General features: G+C 70.6%; 12 protein-coding genes. 7 read left to right on the top strand and 5 right to left on the bottom strand.

Features of this window, described 5'->3' with window-relative positions; all coding sequences use genetic code 11:
- On the bottom strand, positions 1–1,399 hold a 1,399-nt coding region (locus tag B2P18_RS05070; protein ID WP_286956354.1), incomplete at its 3' end, for an HNH endonuclease signature motif containing protein.
- 418 nt (positions 1,400–1,817) lie between these two features.
- Here B2P18_RS05070 and ileS point away from each other — a divergent pair.
- The 4 genes from ileS (at position 1,818) to ndk (ending at position 7,816) form a co-directional block, all read left to right on the top strand.
- The gene (ileS, locus tag B2P18_RS05065; RefSeq protein WP_029211183.1) at positions 1,818–5,147 is read left to right on the top strand and encodes an isoleucine--tRNA ligase; all 3,330 of its coding nucleotides are present in this window, start codon (positions 1,818–1,820) and stop codon (positions 5,145–5,147) included.
- Between the two features lie 92 nt (positions 5,148–5,239).
- Complete coding sequence (locus B2P18_RS05060) at positions 5,240–6,682, top strand: bifunctional folylpolyglutamate synthase/dihydrofolate synthase (RefSeq protein ID WP_051274061.1); 1,443 nt, start codon at positions 5,240–5,242, stop codon at positions 6,680–6,682.
- Complete coding sequence (locus B2P18_RS05055; protein ID WP_286956350.1) at positions 6,679–7,092, top strand: DUF4233 domain-containing protein; 414 nt, start codon at positions 6,679–6,681, stop codon at positions 7,090–7,092. Before B2P18_RS05060 ends, B2P18_RS05055 begins: the two co-directional genes overlap by 4 nt.
- Before the next feature lie 286 nt (positions 7,093–7,378).
- Positions 7,379–7,816 (top strand): nucleoside-diphosphate kinase, encoded by a 438-nt coding sequence (ndk, locus tag B2P18_RS05050; protein WP_286956347.1) that lies wholly within the window; start codon positions 7,379–7,381, stop codon positions 7,814–7,816.
- 7 nt (positions 7,817–7,823) lie between these two features.
- Here ndk and B2P18_RS05045 read toward each other — a convergent pair whose 3' ends face one another.
- From B2P18_RS05045 to B2P18_RS05035, 3 genes are all read right to left on the bottom strand, one after another.
- Positions 7,824–8,399 (bottom strand): MarR family winged helix-turn-helix transcriptional regulator, encoded by a 576-nt coding sequence (locus B2P18_RS05045; RefSeq protein ID WP_286956344.1) that lies wholly within the window; start codon positions 8,397–8,399, stop codon positions 7,824–7,826.
- A gap of 64 nt (positions 8,400–8,463) precedes the next feature.
- A complete protein-coding gene (locus B2P18_RS05040; protein ID WP_019284212.1) occupies positions 8,464–8,655 on the bottom strand; it encodes a YbdD/YjiX family protein in 192 nt (63 codons plus the stop codon).
- Between the two features lie 13 nt (positions 8,656–8,668).
- Positions 8,669–10,933, bottom strand: a complete 2,265-nt coding sequence (locus B2P18_RS05035; RefSeq protein WP_286956338.1) for a carbon starvation CstA family protein — start codon at positions 10,931–10,933, stop codon at positions 8,669–8,671.
- 206 nt (positions 10,934–11,139) lie between these two features.
- On the opposite strand from B2P18_RS05035, the gene lpdA reads away from it, so the two are divergent.
- Positions 11,140–12,537 carry a dihydrolipoyl dehydrogenase gene (gene lpdA / locus B2P18_RS05030; protein WP_286956337.1) on the top strand — a complete coding sequence of 466 codons (1,398 nt, stop codon included), beginning with the start codon at positions 11,140–11,142 and terminating at the stop codon, positions 12,535–12,537.
- A 100-nt stretch (positions 12,538–12,637) separates the two neighbouring features.
- Here the strand turns inward: lpdA and B2P18_RS05025 are convergent, their stop codons facing one another.
- Entirely contained in the window at positions 12,638–15,028 is a 2,391-nt protein-coding gene (locus B2P18_RS05025) for a putative bifunctional diguanylate cyclase/phosphodiesterase (RefSeq protein WP_286956335.1), read from the bottom strand.
- Positions 15,029–15,346: 318 nt separating this feature from the next.
- On the opposite strand from B2P18_RS05025, the gene rpsO reads away from it, so the two are divergent.
- Together rpsO and B2P18_RS05015 are read left to right on the top strand one after the other, a co-directional pair.
- Positions 15,347–15,616: a 30S ribosomal protein S15 gene (rpsO, locus tag B2P18_RS05020; RefSeq protein ID WP_019284216.1), complete on the top strand. Its 270-nt coding sequence runs from the start codon at positions 15,347–15,349 to the stop codon at positions 15,614–15,616.
- 192 nt (positions 15,617–15,808) lie between these two features.
- Entirely contained in the window at positions 15,809–18,340 is a 2,532-nt protein-coding gene (locus B2P18_RS05015) for a polyribonucleotide nucleotidyltransferase (RefSeq protein ID WP_286956330.1), read from the top strand.
- Positions 18,341–18,398: the final 58 nt, after the last annotated feature.

The following is an 18,398-nucleotide window of genomic DNA, read 5'->3' as shown; positions in this document are numbered from 1 at the left end:
GTGACGCGGATGGGCCGGGTGGGTCGTGGTGCAGCCAGGGCGAGGTGGTGATGGTCTGGCCCAGCCGGCTGACGAAGGTCACCTCGGCGTCGTCGCCCACGGCGTGCGACCAACGGCGTCGGGTCTTGCGCTGGTGGTGGGCCTTGCAGAGCGGGACGAGGTTGTCCGCGCAGGTCGACCCGCCCTGCGTGCCATAGGGGATCACGTGGTCGAGCTCGCACCGCGTCGCCGCCTGCTCGCACCCCGGGGCCCGGCAGGTGACGTCCCGGGCCAGCACGTCGTCCCGCATGCCCGCCGGGATGCGGTAGCCGCTGGCGGTCCGGTCCACCACGATGCCCGTCACCGGGTCGTGGACCAGCCGGTGCCAGACGGCCCCTGGGCGCAGGGCGATGTCCCGCGCGACCGAGGCGGGCAGCACACCGACACCGGGGATCTCGGCCGGCTCGTCCCGCAGCCCGAGCAGGGTCAGCAGCCCGACGTGGACGTTGACGGTGGCCGCGACGGGTTCGCCCGTCAGCAGAGGTGATTCGTCCCACCCGCGGGTCAGCAGGTGGAGGGCGACGTCGGCCCGCAGCTGGTCGAGGGTGCGCTCGTCGCCGGCCCGCTTGGCGCGTCGGGCCAGGGTGTCGATCCGCTCGTGCGCCGCCACGACCTGGTCAGCGGGGCCGCTGATCCCCAGGTGGCCGACCCCGCGCTCGTCGAGGCTCGCGCGGACGCCGCGGTCCGCGAGGCGGGCGGCGCGCGCCTCCTCCGCGTCCGGCAGGGCGTCGACCTCGCGGGCCACCGCCGACCGCAGCCGCCGGCGGAACAGCGCGTGACCGACCACGGCGTCGGCGCTGCGATCGCACGCGTGCCGGCGGGCCTTGGGGCGCAGGACGCCGTCCACCACGCGCTCGGCGGCCTCGTCGGGGAGGCCGCTCGAGCGCACCTCGTCCACCACCGCCGTCGCCCGCTGCAGCGTCGCGGTCCCCGTGCGCATCGCCGTCAGCAGCCGCTCGCGCACCGCCGGGGGAGCGGTGACCACCCGTGCGCGGCGCTGGACCTCGTGGACGCCCAGCCCCGTCGCGGCCACGATCTCGTCGCCCGCCAGGACGCGCGCGTCCTCCAGGATCCGCGCCCGGGTGGACCGGCGCCCGAGGGACTGCTGCTCGACCTCGACCTCGTCGGCGATCGCCGTGACGAGGCCTTCGTGGGCCACGAGGCTCTCGGCGCAGAGCAGCCCCACCGCGCGCTCCGCGGTGACCAGGCGTGCCAGCGTCGCTCGGGCGGGGGTGTCGGCGGCGAGAGCTGCCACCCCGGAACGGGCCTGCGCGACGGCATACGCCTCGGAGACGGTCGCGAGGAGGTCCTCGATCGCGGCGGTCACGGCGGGCGTGCGCCAGAGCTCCTCCAGATCCATCCGCCACCACCTCCGGTCACCCGCCACGTCCTCGTCGACGAGCCAATTCTATTGCCGCGCAACACGATCCGATAGATGCAGCCGGGTGACAGTATTCGCACACAGTAGCGAAAAGTATGGATTCGAGGTGTGTCTGCGGTCTCCGATAGACTGGTCCCACAGACGTCTGAGCCGCTATCACCGGCGAGTCTCCGGAAGAACGACGCCCCGCCACCAGCAGAGCGCCTACTAGACCCGGACGGGCGGGCCCGTCACAGCCTTCGACCAGAGCGGTCGGCCGCGTTCGTCATACGAGCCCGTATGACGAGATCCCGCGACCGGCAAGCGAGGTGGCACCGCGGGAGCGCCGCACGGCGCGATCGTCCTCGTGATCAGCACCGTCCAGATCACCGTGACTCGTCCCCAGGGAGCCCCACCCATGACCTATCCCCAGGTCTCCACCGATCCGCAGCTGCCCGCCGCGCCGTCCGGCGTGGTCTCGAGCCCGCGCTTCCCGGAGATCGAGGAGCGCATCCTGCGCTACTGGGACCAGGACGGCACCTTCCAGGCGTCCGTGGCCAACCGCCCGGTGGGCGAGGACGGCGCCAACGAGTTCGTCTTCTACGACGGGCCACCGTTCGCCAACGGCCTGCCGCACTACGGCCACCTGCTGACGGGCTACGTCAAGGACATCGTCCCGCGCTACCAGACGATGCGCGGCCGGCACGTCGAGCGGCGCTTCGGCTGGGACACACACGGCCTGCCCGCCGAGCTCGAGGCCATGCGCCAGCTCGGCATCAAGACCAAGGAAGAGATCGTCGAGCTCGGCATCGACGCGTTCAACGCCAAGTGCCGCGAGTCTGTGCTCACCTTCACCGACGAGTGGCAGGACTACGTCACCCGCCAGGCCCGCTGGGTCGACTTCGACAACGACTACAAGACGCTCAACCCGGAGTACATGGAGAGCGTCATCTGGGCGTTCAAGACGCTCTTCGACAAGGGGCTCGTCTACGAGGGCTTCCGCGTCCTGCCCTACTGCTGGAACGACCAGACCCCGCTGTCCAACCACGAGCTGCGCATGGACGACGACGTCTACCAGGTGCGCCAGGACCCGGCCGTGACGGTGGGCCTGCGGATCGAGGGCGACGGCCCGGACGACGACCTCGACGGGGCGCTCGCGGTCGTCTGGACCACCACGCCGTGGACCCTGCCGTCCAACCTCGCGATCATGGTCGGCGGCGACATCGACTACGTCGTGGTCGAGTCGGACGTGCCGACCGGGCGCAGCGAGCGCTACGTCTTCGCCGAGGCCCGGCTGGCGTCATACGCCCGGGAGCTGACCGGCGACCCCAAGGGAGACGTCGCGTCGCTGGTCGTCAAGCGGCTCAAGGGGTCCGAGCTCGCCGGGCACCGCTACCAGCCGCCGTTCTCCTACTACCTCGGGCACGACAACGCCTTCCGCATCGTCGAGGCGGAGTTCGTCACGACCACCGACGGCTCGGGGCTCGTGCACACCGCCGGCGCGTTCGGCGAGGACGACAAGGTCGTCACCGACCGCGAGGGCATCGAGGCCGTCATGCCCGTCGGCCCCGACGGCCAGTTCACCCACCCCGTCGTCGACTACGCCGGGATGCTCGTCTTCGACGCCAACCCGCACGTCATCGACCACCTCAAGGCCGCGACGCGCGGCGAGGGCGAGACCGGCTCGGTCACCGAGGGCACCGTCCTCGTGCGCCGCGAGACCTACGACCACTCCTACCCGCACTGCTGGCGCTGCCGGCAGCCCCTGATCTACAAGGGCGTGTCGAGCTGGTTCGTCGAGGTCACGAAGTTCAAGGACCGCATGCTCGAGCTCAACGAGCAGATCTCGTGGACCCCCGAGCACATCAAGCACGGTCAGTTCGGCAAGTGGCTGGAGAACGCCCGCGACTGGTCGATCACGCGTAACCGCTTCTGGGGCAGCCCCGTTCCCGTGTGGCGCTCCGACAACCCGGAGTACCCGCGCATCGACGTCTACGGGTCCTTCGAGGAGATCGAGCGCGACTTCGGGCGCGTCCCGCGCAACCACGAGGGCGACCCCGACCTGCACCGTCCCTTCGTGGACGAGCTGACCCGGCCCAACCCCGACGACCCCACGGGCCGCAGCACGATGCGCCGGGTCGAGGACGTCCTCGACGTGTGGTTCGACTCCGGGTCGATGAGCTTCGCCCAGGTGCACTATCCCTTCGAGAACGCCGAGTGGTTCGAGCACCACTTCCCGGGCGACTTCATCGTCGAGTACATCGGTCAGACCCGCGGCTGGTTCTACACGCTGCACGTACTGGCGACGGCGCTGTTCGACCGACCGGCGTTCTCCTCCTGCGTGTCCCACGGCATCGTGCTCGGCTCCGACGGCGCCAAGATGAGCAAGTCGCTGCGCAACTACCCCGACGTGTCGGAGGTGTTCGACCGGGACGGCGCCGACGCGATGCGCTGGTTCCTGATGTCCAGCCCGATCCTGCGCGGCGGCAACCTCATCGTCACCGAGAAGGGCATCCGCGACGGGGTCCGCCAGGTCCTCATCCCGCTGTGGAACACGTGGTACTTCTTCACGCTCTACGCCAACGCCTTCGACGGCGGGCGCGGCTACGAGGCGCGCTGGTCCACCGGCTCCACGGACCTGCTCGACCGCTACCTGCTGGCCAAGCTGCGGGAGTTCGTGGAGGCGATGCAACAGCAGATGGACGCGTATGACGTCGCGTCCGCCTGCGAGACCATGCGCGGCTTCCTGGACGTGCTGACGAACTGGTACGTCCGCCGCTCGCGGGAGCGCTTCTGGGACACCGGCGGGGCCGACCGCGAGGCGACCACGCAGGCGTTCGACACGCTCTACACCTGCCTCGAGGTCGTCACCCGCACCTGCGCGCCGCTGCTGCCGCTGGTCACCGAGGAGATCTGGCGCGGCCTCACCGGCGGCCGCTCGGTGCACCTGGCCGACTGGCCGGACGCCACGCAGCTGCCGAGCGACCACGAGCTGGTCGCGCGCATGGACCGCGCCCGGGACATCTGCTCGGTGGCGTCCTCGCTGCGCAAGGCCCAGAACCTCCGCGTCCGCCTGCCCCTCGCCGACCTCACCGTGGTCACCGAGGACGCCGCCGGTCTCGCCGCCTTCGCCGACATCGTCAAGGACGAGGTCAACGTCCGCGCGGTCACGCTGCGGGACGTGGGTGAGGTCAGCGAGGAGGACTTCGGCATCTCGCAGCGCCTCACCGTCAACGCGCGCGCGGCCGGTCCCCGGCTCGGCAAGGACGTGCAGCGCGCCATCAAGGGCTCGAAGTCCGGCGACTGGTCGGTCGTCGCCGACGGCGTCGTCACCGCCGGTGGGCTCGCGCTGCACGACGGCGAGTTCACGCTCGAGACGGTCAGCGCCGGCGACGGCCCGGACCACCACGCGACGGCCATGCTGCCCGGCGGCGGCTTCGTGGTCCTCGACACCGAGGTCACCCCCGAGCTCGCCCGCGAGGGCGTGGCCCGCGACCTCGTCCGCGCCGTCCAGCAGGCCCGTCGCGACGCCGGCTTCGAGGTGTCCGACCGGATCTCGTTGACGGTCACCGGCGCCCAGGAGGTCTACGACGCGACGGTCCACCACCAGGACCTGCTCGTCGAGGAGACCCTGGCCAGCCAGTTCGGCTCCGCGCCCAACCTGCTCGCGATCGACGGTGACGGCGTCACCGAGGTCGAGGTCGGCGACGGCTACCACGCACGCATCCTGGTGAAGAGGCTCTCGTGAACAACCACCGCCATGACGATCACGACGACGCCGAGGGGATGGACGGCCACGACGCCGTCGACCTCTCGGGCAACGAGGACCTCAACGAGCTGATGGGTCTGGACCCGCTGGGCCCGGGCGAGCGCGCCGTGGCCCGCAGCGGTCGCCCCGACGCCGCGCAGCGCGACGCCGCCGAGCGGCTCGCGACGGCCAAGCGGATGCGCGAGATCGAGCGGGACATCCTCGGGCGCATCCCCGAGAACGACGTCACCCCCTCGCTCGACCGCATCCAGGCGGTCATGGAGCTGCTCGGCGACCCGCAGCGGACGTTCCCGGTGATCCACCTGACGGGCACCAACGGCAAGACGAGCACCACCCGGCTGATCGAGACGCTGCTGACCGAGCACGGCCTGACGACAGGGCGATTCACGTCGCCGCACCTGCACGACATACGGGAGCGGATCGCCATCGGCGGTCAGCCGATCAGCCCGGAGCGCTTCGTCGCGGCCTACGACGACGTCCTGCCGTTCGTCGAGATGGTCGACGGGCGCAGCGTCGCCGAGGGCGGCCGGCCCATGGGCTACTTCGAGGTCATCGTGGCCGTCGCGTATGCCGCCTTCGCCGACGCACCCGTGGATGTCGCGGTCGTCGAGGTGGGGCTCGGCGGCAGCTGGGACGCCACCAACGTCGCCGACGGTCAGGTCAGCGTCATCACCCCGATCGGCATCGACCACCAGAAGTTCCTCGGCGACACCCTGGAGGACATCGCCTCCGAGAAGTCCGGGATCATCAAGGCGGGCGCCATCACCATCAGCGCCGAGCAGGAGCCCGAGGTCGTCGAGGTCCTGGTCGAGCGGGCCGAGCAGGTCGGCGCCCAGATCGCCTGGGCCGGGCAGGAGCTCGAGGTCGTCGCTCGCGACCAGGCGGTCGGGGGCCAGCTCCTCACGATCAAGGGGCTGGCGGGGGAGTACCCCGACATCCTCCTTCCCCTCTACGGCGAGCACATGGCGGGCAACGCCGCGCTGGCGGTGGCGGCGGTCGAGGCCTTCATCGGTGGGGGCGAGCAGGCGCTGGACCCCGAGGTCGTCCGCGCGGCCTTCGCCCGGGCCAGCTCGCCCGGGCGCCTGGAGATCGTGCGTCGCAGCCCCACCGTCATCGTGGACGCCGCGCACAACCCCCAGGGGGCCCGGTCGTTGCGCCTCGCGCTCAGCGACTCGTTCGCCTTCACCCGCCTCGTCGGGGTCCTCGCGATCCTCGAGGACAAGGACGTGCTCGGCATCCTCGAGGAGCTGGAGCCGGCCTTCGACGAGGTCGTCGTCACGCGCTCGACGTCACCACGGGCCCTCTCGCCGAGGGCCCTCGGACGGCTGGCCCGCGAGATCTTCGGCGACGACCGGGTCACGGTCGTCGAGTCCCTGCCGGACGCGCTCGAGCAGGCCGCGGCGCTCGCCGAGGCCGACGCCATGGCCGGCGGAGCCGGAGCCGGGGTCGTGGTCACCGGCTCGGTGACCACTGCCGCCGAGACCCGCATGCTCCTGGGGGTGACGAGCGCATGAAGGGTCTGATGCTCCACGGCGTCCCGCGTGCCCTCACCCGACGTCTGCTCTCCGCGGTCATCGCGTCCGAGTCGGTCGTCGTCTTCTTCGGCGCGCTGGTCGCGATGTCGCTGGACCGCGCCGAGGGAGGATCGGGCACGACCTGGCTGGTCGCCGGCTCGATCCTGGCGGTGCTGTGCATCGTCGACGCCGGGATGCTGCGTCGCCCCTGGGGCGTGACCCTCGGCTGGTTCCTGCACCTGGCCACGCTCGTGTCGGCGCTCGTGGTCCCGATGATGTTCTGGGTGTTCGTGATCTTCTGCGGCCTGTGGGTCGTCGCCCTGGTGCAGGGCCGCAAGATCGACGACCTCGCGGACGAGGCATGTCTCCGGCACGACGCCGAGCGCAGCACCGGCACCTCCGCCACCTGAGCCCGTCCGCACGCGTGCGCGGCGATCTCCCGCGTGCATGGCGGGTTCTGGCGCGCGTGGGTGCCCCCAGCCTGTGTGGCGTGCTGCAGCGCGCCACCGACGCCGGACGCCGCCACCGACGCCGGATGCCGCCACCGACGCCGGACGCCGCCACCGAGCGCAGATCGCCGCCACCGATCGCAGATCGACCGGCCTTCGTCACACCCGCCTGGGGGACGAAGGCCGGTCGATGCCTCGGCCGCCGGCGGGGCGGACGGCGGGCTCGGGCGGTCGATAGGGTGTGGCCATGACTGAGACCACCACCGAGCGCACCCTCGTCCTCGTCAAGCCGGACGGGTTCGAGCGCGGACTCACCGGCGAGGTGCTGCGCCGCATCGAGGCCAAGGGCTACACGCTGGCCCAGCTGCAGATCCTCACGCCCGACCGCGAGCGCCTGGCGCAGCACTACGCCGAGCACGAGGGCAAGCCGTTCTACGAGCCGCTGCTGGAGTTCATGTCCTCCGGCTCCGTCACCGCTGCCGTCGTCGAGGGCGACCGCTGCATCGAGGGCTTCCGGTCGCTGGCCGGCGCCACCGACCCCACCAAGGCCGCGCCCGGCACGATCCGCGGCGACCTCGGGCGCGACTGGGGCCCGGGCGTGCAGAAGAACATCGTCCACGGCTCGGACTCCCCGGAGTCGGCCGAGCGCGAGATCGGCATCTGGTTCGCGGGGCAGGGCACCTGAGCGCGCTCTAGCCGGTCGACGACTCCGGGGCCATCGGGTCGCCCAGGTCGTCGATCCCCGCCATGAGCAGGTCGAGCAGCGCCGCCAGCTGGTGGCGCTGCTCCTGCGTGAGGACGGCGAGCACGTCAGACTCGACCAGGTCGGCGGCCTGGATGGTCTCGCGGAACTTCTCCCACCCGGCGCGGGACAGCGTGATCAGCACGCGCGAGCGGTTGTCCGGGTCGGGGTCGCGCGACACCAGCCCCTTGTCGACCATCTTGTCCAGGCGGTGGGTCATCGACGAGGGCGCCACCGACGTCTGCTCGGCGAGCTGGCTAGGCGTCAGCGTCTCGCCGCGCGCGGTGGCGAGACGGGTCAGGACGGCCCACTCGCCGGTCGTCAGGTCCACGTCGACGAGCTGGGCGTCATACCACCGGTCCAGCTGCTTGGCGAGGCGGTTGACCGCCGTGATGACCCGCTGGACCAGCTCGTCGCCACCGGCAGCGACATAGGCCTCGACGTCCGCGGTGTACTGCTCCGCGACCCGGCGCCGGCGCATGGCGGTGCGCCGGCCGGACGCGGACTCTCGTGCGCTCCCAGGCATCGGGCCAGTATGCCGGACGGCCCGCCACCCTCGCGGGTGACGGGCCGTCGGCCGGGGCCGCTGCTCAGCAGCAACGGCTGGTGGGGTTGCGCTCCTGGTCGGCGTACTTCTGCCGCCAGAAGTCCCGCTCCGTGGGGATCGGGGCACCGGGGTGGGTCCGACGCAGGTGGTCGACGTAGCGCTCGTAGGCGTCCGCGCCGGTCACGCCACGCCAGTACCACCGGGCGGTGCTGAGAGTCTTGCCGAGCGTCTGCACGTGATGCCCTCCGTCAGTGGTGGACACCCTGGGGTGAGGGGTCGAGGCCAGCGGCCTTCCACTCAGCGTAGACCGCCTTCTCCGCGGGGGTCGGCAGGAAGCCCTTGGGGGCGAAGATACGGGACGGGACGTCCTCCTCCTCGCTCGTGGGGAGACCGCCGGCGCGGAACGCCTTGATCGCGGTCCAGATGGTCGCGACGACGACCATGATCACGAGGACCGCGAACAGGACCGAGAGCACCTCCTGGACGACCGTGTTGCGGATGACGGCCTCCATGTCGCCGGCCGACTTCGCGGGGGCGACGACCTTGCCCGCCTCGTGGGCCTTGACGTACTTGTCGTGGTTGGCCCAGTAGCCGATGGCGGGGTTGCTGCTGAAGATCTTCTGGTACGACGCCGAGAGCGTCACCGTCAGCAGCCACACGAGCGGCAGGCCCGGGATCCAGGCCCAGCGGAACAGCCCCATCTTCATCACGACGGTGAAGACCAGGCACAGGGCGATGCAGGCGAGCAGCTGGTTGGCGATGCCGAAGAGCGGGAACAGCGTGTTGATGCCGCCGAGCGGGTCGGTGACGCCCATGACCAGGATCGAGCCCCAGCCGATGACGACGATCGCCGAGCAGACCCAGGCACCGACGCGCCAGGACGGGTCCTTGAACTTCCCCAGGCCGGGGATGTTGCCGATCGCGTCGGAGAACATGAAGCGGGCGACACGGGTGCCGGCGTCGATGGTCGTGAGGATGAACAGCGCCTCGAACATCACGGCGAAGTGGTACCAGAAGGCCTTCATGCCGGCGCCGCCGAAGAAGGACATGACCTGCGACATCCCGAAGGCCAGCGTCGGAGCGCCGCCCGTGCGAGAGACGATGGACTTCTCCTGGACGTCCGCCGCCGCCTGGGCGATCTTGCCGGCGGTGGCGGGCTCGAGCGCCCCGCCGCCGGGGGAGTGCAGCGGCAGGGTGTTGGCCCACGCCGCCGCGGTCTCGGGGGTGCCGCCGGTGACGCCCTTGGGCGCATTCATGACGAAGTACAGGTGCTGGTCGAGGATGCAGGCGGTGATGAGCGCCATGATCGCGACGAACGACTCGGTCAGCATGCCGCCGTAGCCGATGATCCGGGCCTGCGACTCCTTCTCGATCAGCTTGGGTGTCGTGCCGGAGCTGATGAGTGCGTGGAAGCCGGAGATGGACCCGCAGGCGATGGTGATGAACAGGAACGGGAACAGGCTGCCCGCGAACGCCGGGCCGGTCCCGGTCTGCGCGAACTGGGTCACCGCGGGCATCTGGATCTGCGGGGCGGTGAGGACGATGCCGAGCGCGAGGACGGCGATGGTGCCGACCTTCATGAAGGTCGAGAGGTAGTCGCGAGGCGCCAGGAGCAGCCACACCGGCAGCACAGACGCGGCAAAGCCGTAGACGCACAGCCACAGCGCGAGCGCCCGCGGGGACAGCGTGAACAGCGAGGCTCCCCAGGATGAGTCGGCGACCCAGGAGCCCGAGACGACGGCCAGCAGCAGCAGAGCCACGCCGATGACCGAGACCTCGTTGACCTTGCCCGGTCGCAGGAACCGCAGGTAGACGCCCATGAGGAGCGCGATCGGGATGGTCATGGCGATGGAGAACACGCCCCACGGCGACTCGGCGAGGGCGCCGATGACCACGATGCCGAGGACGGCGATGAGGATGATCATGATCGACAGCACGCCGAGGATGGCGGCCCAGCCGCCGATCGGGCCGAGCTCGTCGCGGGCCATCTGGCCGAGCGAGCGCCCCCGGCGACGGATCGAGATGTGCAGGACCATGTAGTCCTGGACGGCGCCGGCGAAGACGACGCCGAGGATGATCCACAGCGTGCCGGGCAGGTAGCCCATCTGCGAGGCCAGGACCGGCCCGACGAGCGGGCCGGCGCCGGCGATCGCGGCGAAGTGGTGGCCGAACAGCACCCGACGGTCGGTCGGCATGAAGTCCTTGCCGTTGCTCAGCTCCTCGGCCGGGGTGGCGCGGGTGTCGCGCGGCCGCAGGACCTTGTACTCGATCAGCCGGGCGTAGAACGTGAGGGCGATGACATAGCTGCCGACGGCCGCGAGCACGAACCAGACGGCGTTGACGTGCTCGCCGCGCACCAGGGCCAGCATGACCCAGCCGATGGCGGCAGCCAGGGCGATGAGGGCGAGGACGCCCTTCTTGACGGGCGACGGGCTGAACGGCTCCTCGACGGCCACGGGGGGCAGGTCGGGATCGTTCCGCACGGCGCGGACGCGGTCGTCGGTGACGGTCATCCGGGTTTCCTGTCTTTCTCGATGTGCTCCGGCTGCCCTGGAGGGTGGTCGGGGGAGTGATGGGCGGCGGACGCCCGCTCGTGACGCTAGCGACCTGGCACCCCGCAGAGGTAGGACCACGCGGGTCATCGAGCCCCAATGGTGGTGGATCGTTATGCACCGCGAGGCACGACGACGCCCTGCGCGGAATGGGTAGGGTAGGACCCATGGCTGACTTCGATGTGGTGGTCCTGGGTGCAGGCCCCGGTGGTTATGTCGCGGCGATCCGAGCGGCTCAGCTCGGCAAGAAGGTCGCGGTCGTCGAGAAGAAGTACTGGGGCGGTGTGTGCCTCAACGTCGGGTGCATCCCGTCCAAGGCGCTGCTCAAGAACGCCGAGCTGGCGCACACCCTGCAGCACGACAAGAAGAAGTACGGCATCAAGGGCGACGCCACGATGTCCTACGGCCCCACCCACGCGCGCAGCCGCCAGGTGTCCGCGGGCATCGTCAAGGGTGTCCACTTCCTGATGAAGAAGAACAAGATCACCGAGATCGACGGCTGGGGCACCCTGACCGGGCCGAGGTCGATGGACGTCAAGGCCGAGGACGGCTCCAGCAAGAGCATCAGCTTCGACAACCTGATCATCGCGGCCGGCGCGGTGACCCGCATGCTCCCCGGCGTCGAGGTCTCCAAGAACGTCGTGACCTACGAGGAGCAGATCCTCACCGACGAGCTCCCCGGCTCGATCATCATCGCCGGGTCCGGCGCCATCGGCGTCGAGTTCGCCTATGTCATGAAGAACTTCGGCGTCGACGTGACGATCGTGGAGTTCCTGGACCGCATGGTCCCGACCGAGGACGCGGACGTGTCCAAGGAGCTGCTCAAGCACTACAAGAAGCTCGGCGTCAAGGTCATGCTCGGCACCAAGGTCGAGTCCGTGGAGGACACCGGCTCCGGCGTCAAGGTCACGGTCAGCCCGGCCAAGGGCGGCGACCAGCAGGTCCTCGAGGCCGACAAGCTCCTGTCCGCCATCGGCTTCGCCCCGCGCACCGAGGGCTACGGCCTGGACGCCGTGGGCGTCACGCTCACCGAGCGCGGCGCGATCGAGGTCGACGACTACCTGCGCACCAACGTCGACGGCGTCTACGCCATCGGTGACGTCACCGCCAAGCTGATGCTCGCCCACGTCGCCGAGGCCCAGGGCATCGTCGCCGCCGAGACCATCGCCGGCGCCGAGACGATGCCGATCGACTACCGCTTCATCCCGCGAGCCACCTACTGCCACCCGCAGATCGGCTCCATGGGCCTGTCGGAGCAGCAGGCCAAGGACGCCGGCCACGAGGTCAAGACCGCGTCCTTCCCGTTCTCCGCCAACGGCAAGGCCATGGGCCTCGGCGACGCGGTCGGCTTCGTCAAGATCGTCGCCGACGCCAAGTACAACGAGATCCTCGGCGCCCACCTGATCGGCCCGGACGTCACCGAGCTCCTCCCGGCGCTCAACGTCGCCCAGACCTGGGACCTCACCGCCGACGAGGCATCGCGCGTGGTCTTCGCCCACCCGACGCTGGGCGAGGCGGTCAAGGAGGCCCTGCACGGCATCGCGGGTCACATGATCAACCTCTGACGGGTCGGCCCTCACTGGCCGGATGCCGTATGCCGGGAGGCGGGTCGCCCCATCGCGGGGACCCGCCTCCCGGCATACGGGCTGGGGCTCAGGCCCAGGCTCAGGCGCTGCGGCCGCCGCCGGCGTCGCGGGAGTGCTGGCCGGACGGCCGGACGGCGTCGACGAGGTGCTCGATGGGGACGGGACGGGCGAACAGGTAGCCCTGCATCGCCGAGCAGCCCAGGTCGAGCAGGACCTTGCGCTGCTGCTCCTGCTCCACCCCCTCGGCGAGGGGCTCGCGCCCGATCGAGCGGCAGAGCTGCACGATCGAGGCGATGAAGCGCCGGGCGCTCGCGTCGCTGCTGATGTCCGTGAGGAAGGACCGGTCCAGCTTGACGACCTCCACGGGGAGCTGGCGGAGGTACTCCAGGGAGGAGTAGCCCGTCCCGAAGTCGTCGAGCCAGAGCGAGACGCCCACCTCGCTCAGCGCGTTGCCGATGCACACGGAGGCCGCGAGGTCGAGGGTCGCGAAGGTCTCGGTCACCTCGAGGATGAGCAGCTCGGGCGGGAACCCGGTCTCCTCGAGGATCTGCCGGACGTCGTCGACGAAGGTGGGCTGGGCGATGTGGACCGTCGAGATGTTGACGGTCACCCGCAGCGGCCGGTCCGGGCGGTTCGCGCGGTTCCAGGCGTTGACCTGCAGGCAGGCGCGGCGCATCACCCACAGGCCGATCGTCGAGATGAGCCCGGACTCCTCGGCGTAGGGCACGAAGTCCCCGGGGCTCATCTGCATGACGCCGTCGCGCTCCCAGCGGAGCAGGGCCTCGACCGCGAAGGTCTCGCCGCTGGCCGCCTCCACGATCGGCTGGTAGTGCAGGGTGAACTCGCCGTGGTGCATGGCGGCGCGCAGCTCGGCGTCGAGGCGCAGCAGGCGGCGCGCCTCGAGCACGATCTCCTGGGTGGCCATGGTGACGGTGCCGCGGCCGGACTTCTTGGCGCGGGTCAGCGCCGCGTCGGCCGCGGACAGGGCGTTGGCGCGCGTGGTGGGCTGCGAGACGTGGTGCACCCCGATGGAGCAGGTCACGTTGAGCACGTTCTGGTCGAGGGTGAACGGCTCGGAGATGGCGTGCTGCAGCCCGTGGGCACGGCGCACGGCCTCGCCCGGCTCAGGGGCGTCGCACAGGATGACGAACTCGTCGCCGGCCATGCGGGCGAGGACGTCGTCGGGTCCGCAGTGCTCGGTGAGTCGTTGCGCCACGGCGCTGAGCAGGTGGTCCCCGACGACGTGACCGTAGGTGTCGTTGATGGCCTTGAAGGTGTCCAGGTCGAGCGACATGAGCGCCAGGGGGGCGCCCCGGCCTGCGGCCGGCAGGCGCTCGTCGAGCGCGTCCCACAACCGGTGACGGTTGCCCAGCCCGGTCAGGGCGTCCCGGGTGGCGCGCCTGCGCAGCTCACGCTCGAACTCGAGCGAGCGCATGACGTCCGCAGCCGTCTCCACGAGCGCGGCCGACGCCTGCCGGGTGGGTCCGGGCAGGACGGCGCGTCCCGGCGCGAGGGCGATGTACCGGTCGCCCGTGATGCGATAGGCCTCCTGTCCCCGGCTGGGCTGCTCGGTGACGGTCCACTCGTGGGTCTGCCACAGCGCCGCGAGCTCGTCGGCGAGGACCTGCGGGACGTCGTCCACCTCGCTCTGGCCGCGGAGCCGCTCGCTGGCGGTGTAGAGCTGCTCGGCGATCCAGCGCTGGTTGGCCGACCGCCCCTGGACGGACAGGTGCACGAGGACGATGGCGAGCAGGGCGTGGCCGAGCAGCGCCCCCAGCAAGGTGCCCTGGGCGCCGAGCGCGACAGAGCACGACGCGAGCCCGATGGCCATGAGCTGCGGCACGACCCGCGTGACGGAGCTGGTGAGCGTCGGGGCGTGCTCGCGCTTGCCGTCGAGGACGCAGCCGATCCAGACGGCGACCTCGCTGAGGACGTACTGCGCGAGGACGCCGGCCAGCGCGGCGAGCAGCACGTGCCAGGTCATCGCGAACGGTGCGGCGCCGCCGGCGAGGTGGTAGACGCCGGTCGCGGTGCCGCTGGAGACCGCGGCGATGCCGACGTTGAAGGTGGTGTCGAGCGCGGTGATGCGCCAGCGCAGGCAGGTCCACAGCGTGACCGCGCAGGTGGCGGAGACGTACCCCCAGTGCGGGGCGACCACGAGCAGGGGGGTGGTGAGCAGTGCCTCCGGCAGGTCCCCGACGAGCGTCCCGGGCACGCGGACGCCGCGCAGGATGAGCGTGACCACCACCACGAGGACGATCACGCACCCTGCGACGTAGGCGGTGGACGTGGGGAGCACCTGGCCGGGGAATCGCAGGGTGAGTGCGAAGGACGCCACCCCGAGGGCCGCCGCCACCACGGTGTAGGCGCGATAGGCCGGGGTGTTCGCCCAGGGGGGCGGCGGTGCGTGCCCGGTCGCCGAGCGGTCACCGACGGCGGTGTTCATCACCTCGGGGATCGCGCTGGTCATGGGTGGCCTGTCGGTGCGGGTCGGAACCGGACTGGTGGGGCTGGTGGGACACGTGCGGGGTCTTCCCGGCACATCCCGTTTCATCCCCCTGCGGGTCGAAAGTAACTATAGTCATCACCGAGCGTGCGCGGTGTGCTACACGCTGCAGGGAGACGGGCCCGTCCAGGGCGCCCGGGAGCGTCATACGGGACGACCGCCCGATTAGGGCCGCATGAGCACGGCTGGTAACGTGGGTCTCTGCCGTGGACCGGCCGCGGATCAAGAGCGCCCTCGGGATGAGCCCGGGGGCACCGCGCTGCTAGGAGAAGGAGTCGCTCCATGCCGTTGGAAGCAGACGTCAAGAAGACCATCATGACCGAGTACGCCACGCACGAGGGCGACACCGGCTCCCCCGAGGTGCAGATCGCGATGCTGACGCAGCGCATCAAGGACCTCACCGAGCACTCGCGGGCGCACAAGCACGACCACCACTCCCGTCGTGGTCTGCTGCTGCTCGTCGGCCGTCGCAAGCGCATGCTGCGCTACCTCGAGGCGACCGACATCGAGCGCTACCGTGCGCTGATCAAGCGTCTGGGTCTGCGTCGATAACTCTCGTCGTGCACCGGAGGGAGCGGCTCCTGAGTGATCAGGGGACCGCTCCCTCCGGCGTACCTGCGAGATGACAACTTCATAAGCCCGTATCGTGAGTGACGGCGTCAGACGCCGCGCACCCACAGATCGAAGACACGCTGCCGCACAACGACGATGTGGTCAGCGACGAAGCGAAGACAAGGAGGACCCATGGAGGGTCCAGACATCACGTTCACCGAGGCCACGATCGACAACGGTCGGTTCGGTACCCGCACGATCCGGTTCGAGACCGGCCGCCTCGCCAAGCAGGCCGGCGGCTCCGTGACCGCCTACCTCGACGACGAGACCACCCTGCTGTCGACCACGGTCGCCGGCAAGTCCCCCAAGGACCAGTTCGACTTCTTCCCCCTCACGGTCGACGTCGAGGAGCGCATGTATGCCGCGGGCCGCATCCCCGGCTCGTTCTTCCGTCGCGAGGGCCGCCCCGGCACCGACGCGATCCTCACCTGCCGCCTGATCGACCGCCCCCTGCGCCCGACCTTCAAGAAGGGTCTGCGCAACGAGGTCCAGGTCGTCATCACGGTCCTGTCGATGCACCCCGACCACCAGTACGACGTGCTCGCCATCAACGCGGCGTCCGCGTCCACGCAGATCTCCGGCCTGCCGTTCTCCGGCCCGATCGGTGGCGTCCGCGTCTCGCTGATCGACGGCCAGTGGGTCGCGTTCCCCAACTTCTCCGACATCGAGCGCTCGGTGTTCGACATGGTCGTGGCCGGTCGCAAGGTCACCACCAAGGACGGCCAGGACGACGTCGCCATCATGATGGTCGAGGCCGAGTCCACCGACAACACCTGGGACCTCGTCAAGACCGAGGGCAAGCAGGCGCCGACCGAGGAGGTCGTCGCCGAGGGCCTCGAGGCCGCCAAGAAGTTCATCGACGTGCTGTGCACCGCGCAGGCCGAGCTGGCCGCGCAGGCCGCCAAGCCGGTCCAGGACTTCCCGATCTTCCTCGACTACGAGGACGACGCCTACTCGGCCGTCGCCGAGGCCGTCGAGGCCGAGCTCAAGGACCTGCTGGCCATCGCCGGCAAGCAGGAGCGCGAGGACAAGCTCGACGCGCTCAAGGACCGCCTCAAGGGCGAGCTGGGTGCCGAGCACCAGCCGCTGCACGGGCGTGAGAAGGAGATCTCCGCGGCCTACCGCGCCGTGCAGAAGAAGCTCGTCCGCGAGCGCATCCTGCGCGACAAGGTCCGCATCGACGGCCGTGGGCTCGCGGACATCCGCGCCCTGTCCGCCGAGGTCGAGGTCCTGCCCCGCGTGCACGGCTCCGCGATCTTCGAGCGCGGCGAGACCCAGATCATGGGCGTGACCACGCTCAACATGCTCCGCATGGAGCAGCAGATCGACTCGCTGTCGCCCGTCTCGCGCAAGCGCTACATGCACAACTACAACTTCCCGCCGTTCTCCACCGGCGAGACCGGCCGCGTGGGCTCGCCCAAGCGTCGCGAGATCGGCCACGGCGCCCTCGCCGAGCGCGCGCTCATGCCGGTGCTGCCGACCCGCGAGGAGTTCCCCTACGCGATCCGTCAGGTGTCCGAGGCCCTCGGCTCCAACGGCTCGACCTCGATGGGCTCGGTCTGCGCGTCCACCCTGTCGCTGCTCAACGCCGGTGTGCCGTTGCGCGCCGCCGTCGCGGGCATCGCGATGGGCCTGGTCTCCGCGGAGATCGACGGCGAGACGCAGTACGCCGCGCTCACCGACATCCTCGGTGCCGAGGACGCCTTCGGCGACATGGACTTCAAGGTCGCCGGCACCAAGGAGTTCGTCACGGCCATCCAGCTCGACACCAAGCTCGACGGCATCCCCGCCTCGGTGCTCGGTGGCGCGCTCACCCAGGCCCGCGACGCTCGCCTGCACATCCTGGACGTCATGGCCGAGGCCATCGACGTGCCGGACGAGATGAGCCCCTACGCCCCGCGCGTCATCGCCGTCCAGGTCCCGGTCGACAAGATCGGCGAGGTCATCGGGCCCAAGGGCAAGATGATCAACCAGATCCAGGAGGAGACCGGCGCCGACATCTCCATCGAGGACGACGGCACGGTCTACATCGGCGCGACCGACGGTCCGTCGGCCGAGGCGGCCCGCGCGGCCGTCAACGCCATCGCCAACCCGCAGATGCCCGAGGTGGGCGAGCGCTTCCTGGGGACGGTCGTCAAGACCACGACCTTCGGGGCGTTCGTGTCGCTGCTGCCGGGCAAGGACGGTCTGCTGCACATCTCCGAGGTGCGCAAGCTCGTCGGCGGCAAGCGCATCGACGCGGTCGAGGACGTCCTCGCCGTGGGCCAGAAGGTCCAGGTCGAGCTCAAGGAGGTCGACCCGCGCGGCAAGCTCTCGCTGGGTGCCGTCCTCACCGAGGAGCAGGAGGCCGCCAACGCCGCCGCTGCCGAGGAGTCCAAGTCGTCCCGCCCGGAGCGGAGCGACCGTGGTGGCGAGCGTAGCGACCGCGGTGGAGACCGTGGTGACCGCAACGGCGACCGTGGTGGCGAGCGCAACGGTGACCGCGGTCCCCGTCGCGAGCGGTCCGACGAGCGTGGCGAGGGCGACGGCGACCGCCGCCCCCGCTCGCGCACCCGTCGCCGCCGCAGCGACGTCGAGGAGGGCCAGGGCACGCCCGAGTCCGACCAGCTCGCCGCGGCCAGCGAGTCTCACGGCGAGGCCCCGGCCTCGTCCGAGGACGCCTGAGCCACGGCCTGAGCACCCAGCTGTGCACCGGAGGGCCGGTCACCCCGCGCGGGGTGAC

The organism is Arsenicicoccus sp. UBA2120 (genome assembly GCF_002330965.1).
GTDB classification, from domain to species: Bacteria; Actinomycetota; Actinomycetes; order Actinomycetales; family Dermatophilaceae; genus Arsenicicoccus; species Arsenicicoccus bolidensis.
Note: the sequence above shows the minus strand (reverse complement) of the source record. Positions and strands in the feature narration are given on the sequence as shown.

Coding starts and splice junctions, on each gene's coding strand:
- ileS (WP_029211183.1), top strand. CDS start 1,818: ATGACCTATCCCCAGGTCTCCACCGATCCGCAGCTGCCCGCCGCGCCG.
- B2P18_RS05060 (WP_051274061.1), top strand. CDS start 5,240: ATGGGTCTGGACCCGCTGGGCCCGGGCGAGCGCGCCGTGGCCCGCAGC.
- B2P18_RS05055 (WP_286956350.1), top strand. CDS start 6,679: ATGAAGGGTCTGATGCTCCACGGCGTCCCGCGTGCCCTCACCCGACGT.
- ndk (WP_286956347.1), top strand. CDS start 7,379: ATGACTGAGACCACCACCGAGCGCACCCTCGTCCTCGTCAAGCCGGAC.
- B2P18_RS05045 (WP_286956344.1), bottom strand. CDS start 8,399: ATGCCTGGGAGCGCACGAGAGTCCGCGTCCGGCCGGCGCACCGCCATG.
- B2P18_RS05035 (WP_286956338.1), bottom strand. CDS start 10,933: ATGACCGTCACCGACGACCGCGTCCGCGCCGTGCGGAACGATCCCGAC.
- lpdA (WP_286956337.1), top strand. CDS start 11,140: ATGGCTGACTTCGATGTGGTGGTCCTGGGTGCAGGCCCCGGTGGTTAT.
- B2P18_RS05025 (WP_286956335.1), bottom strand. CDS start 15,028: ATGACCAGCGCGATCCCCGAGGTGATGAACACCGCCGTCGGTGACCGC.
- rpsO (WP_019284216.1), top strand. CDS start 15,347: ATGCCGTTGGAAGCAGACGTCAAGAAGACCATCATGACCGAGTACGCC.
- B2P18_RS05015 (WP_286956330.1), top strand. CDS start 15,809: ATGGAGGGTCCAGACATCACGTTCACCGAGGCCACGATCGACAACGGT.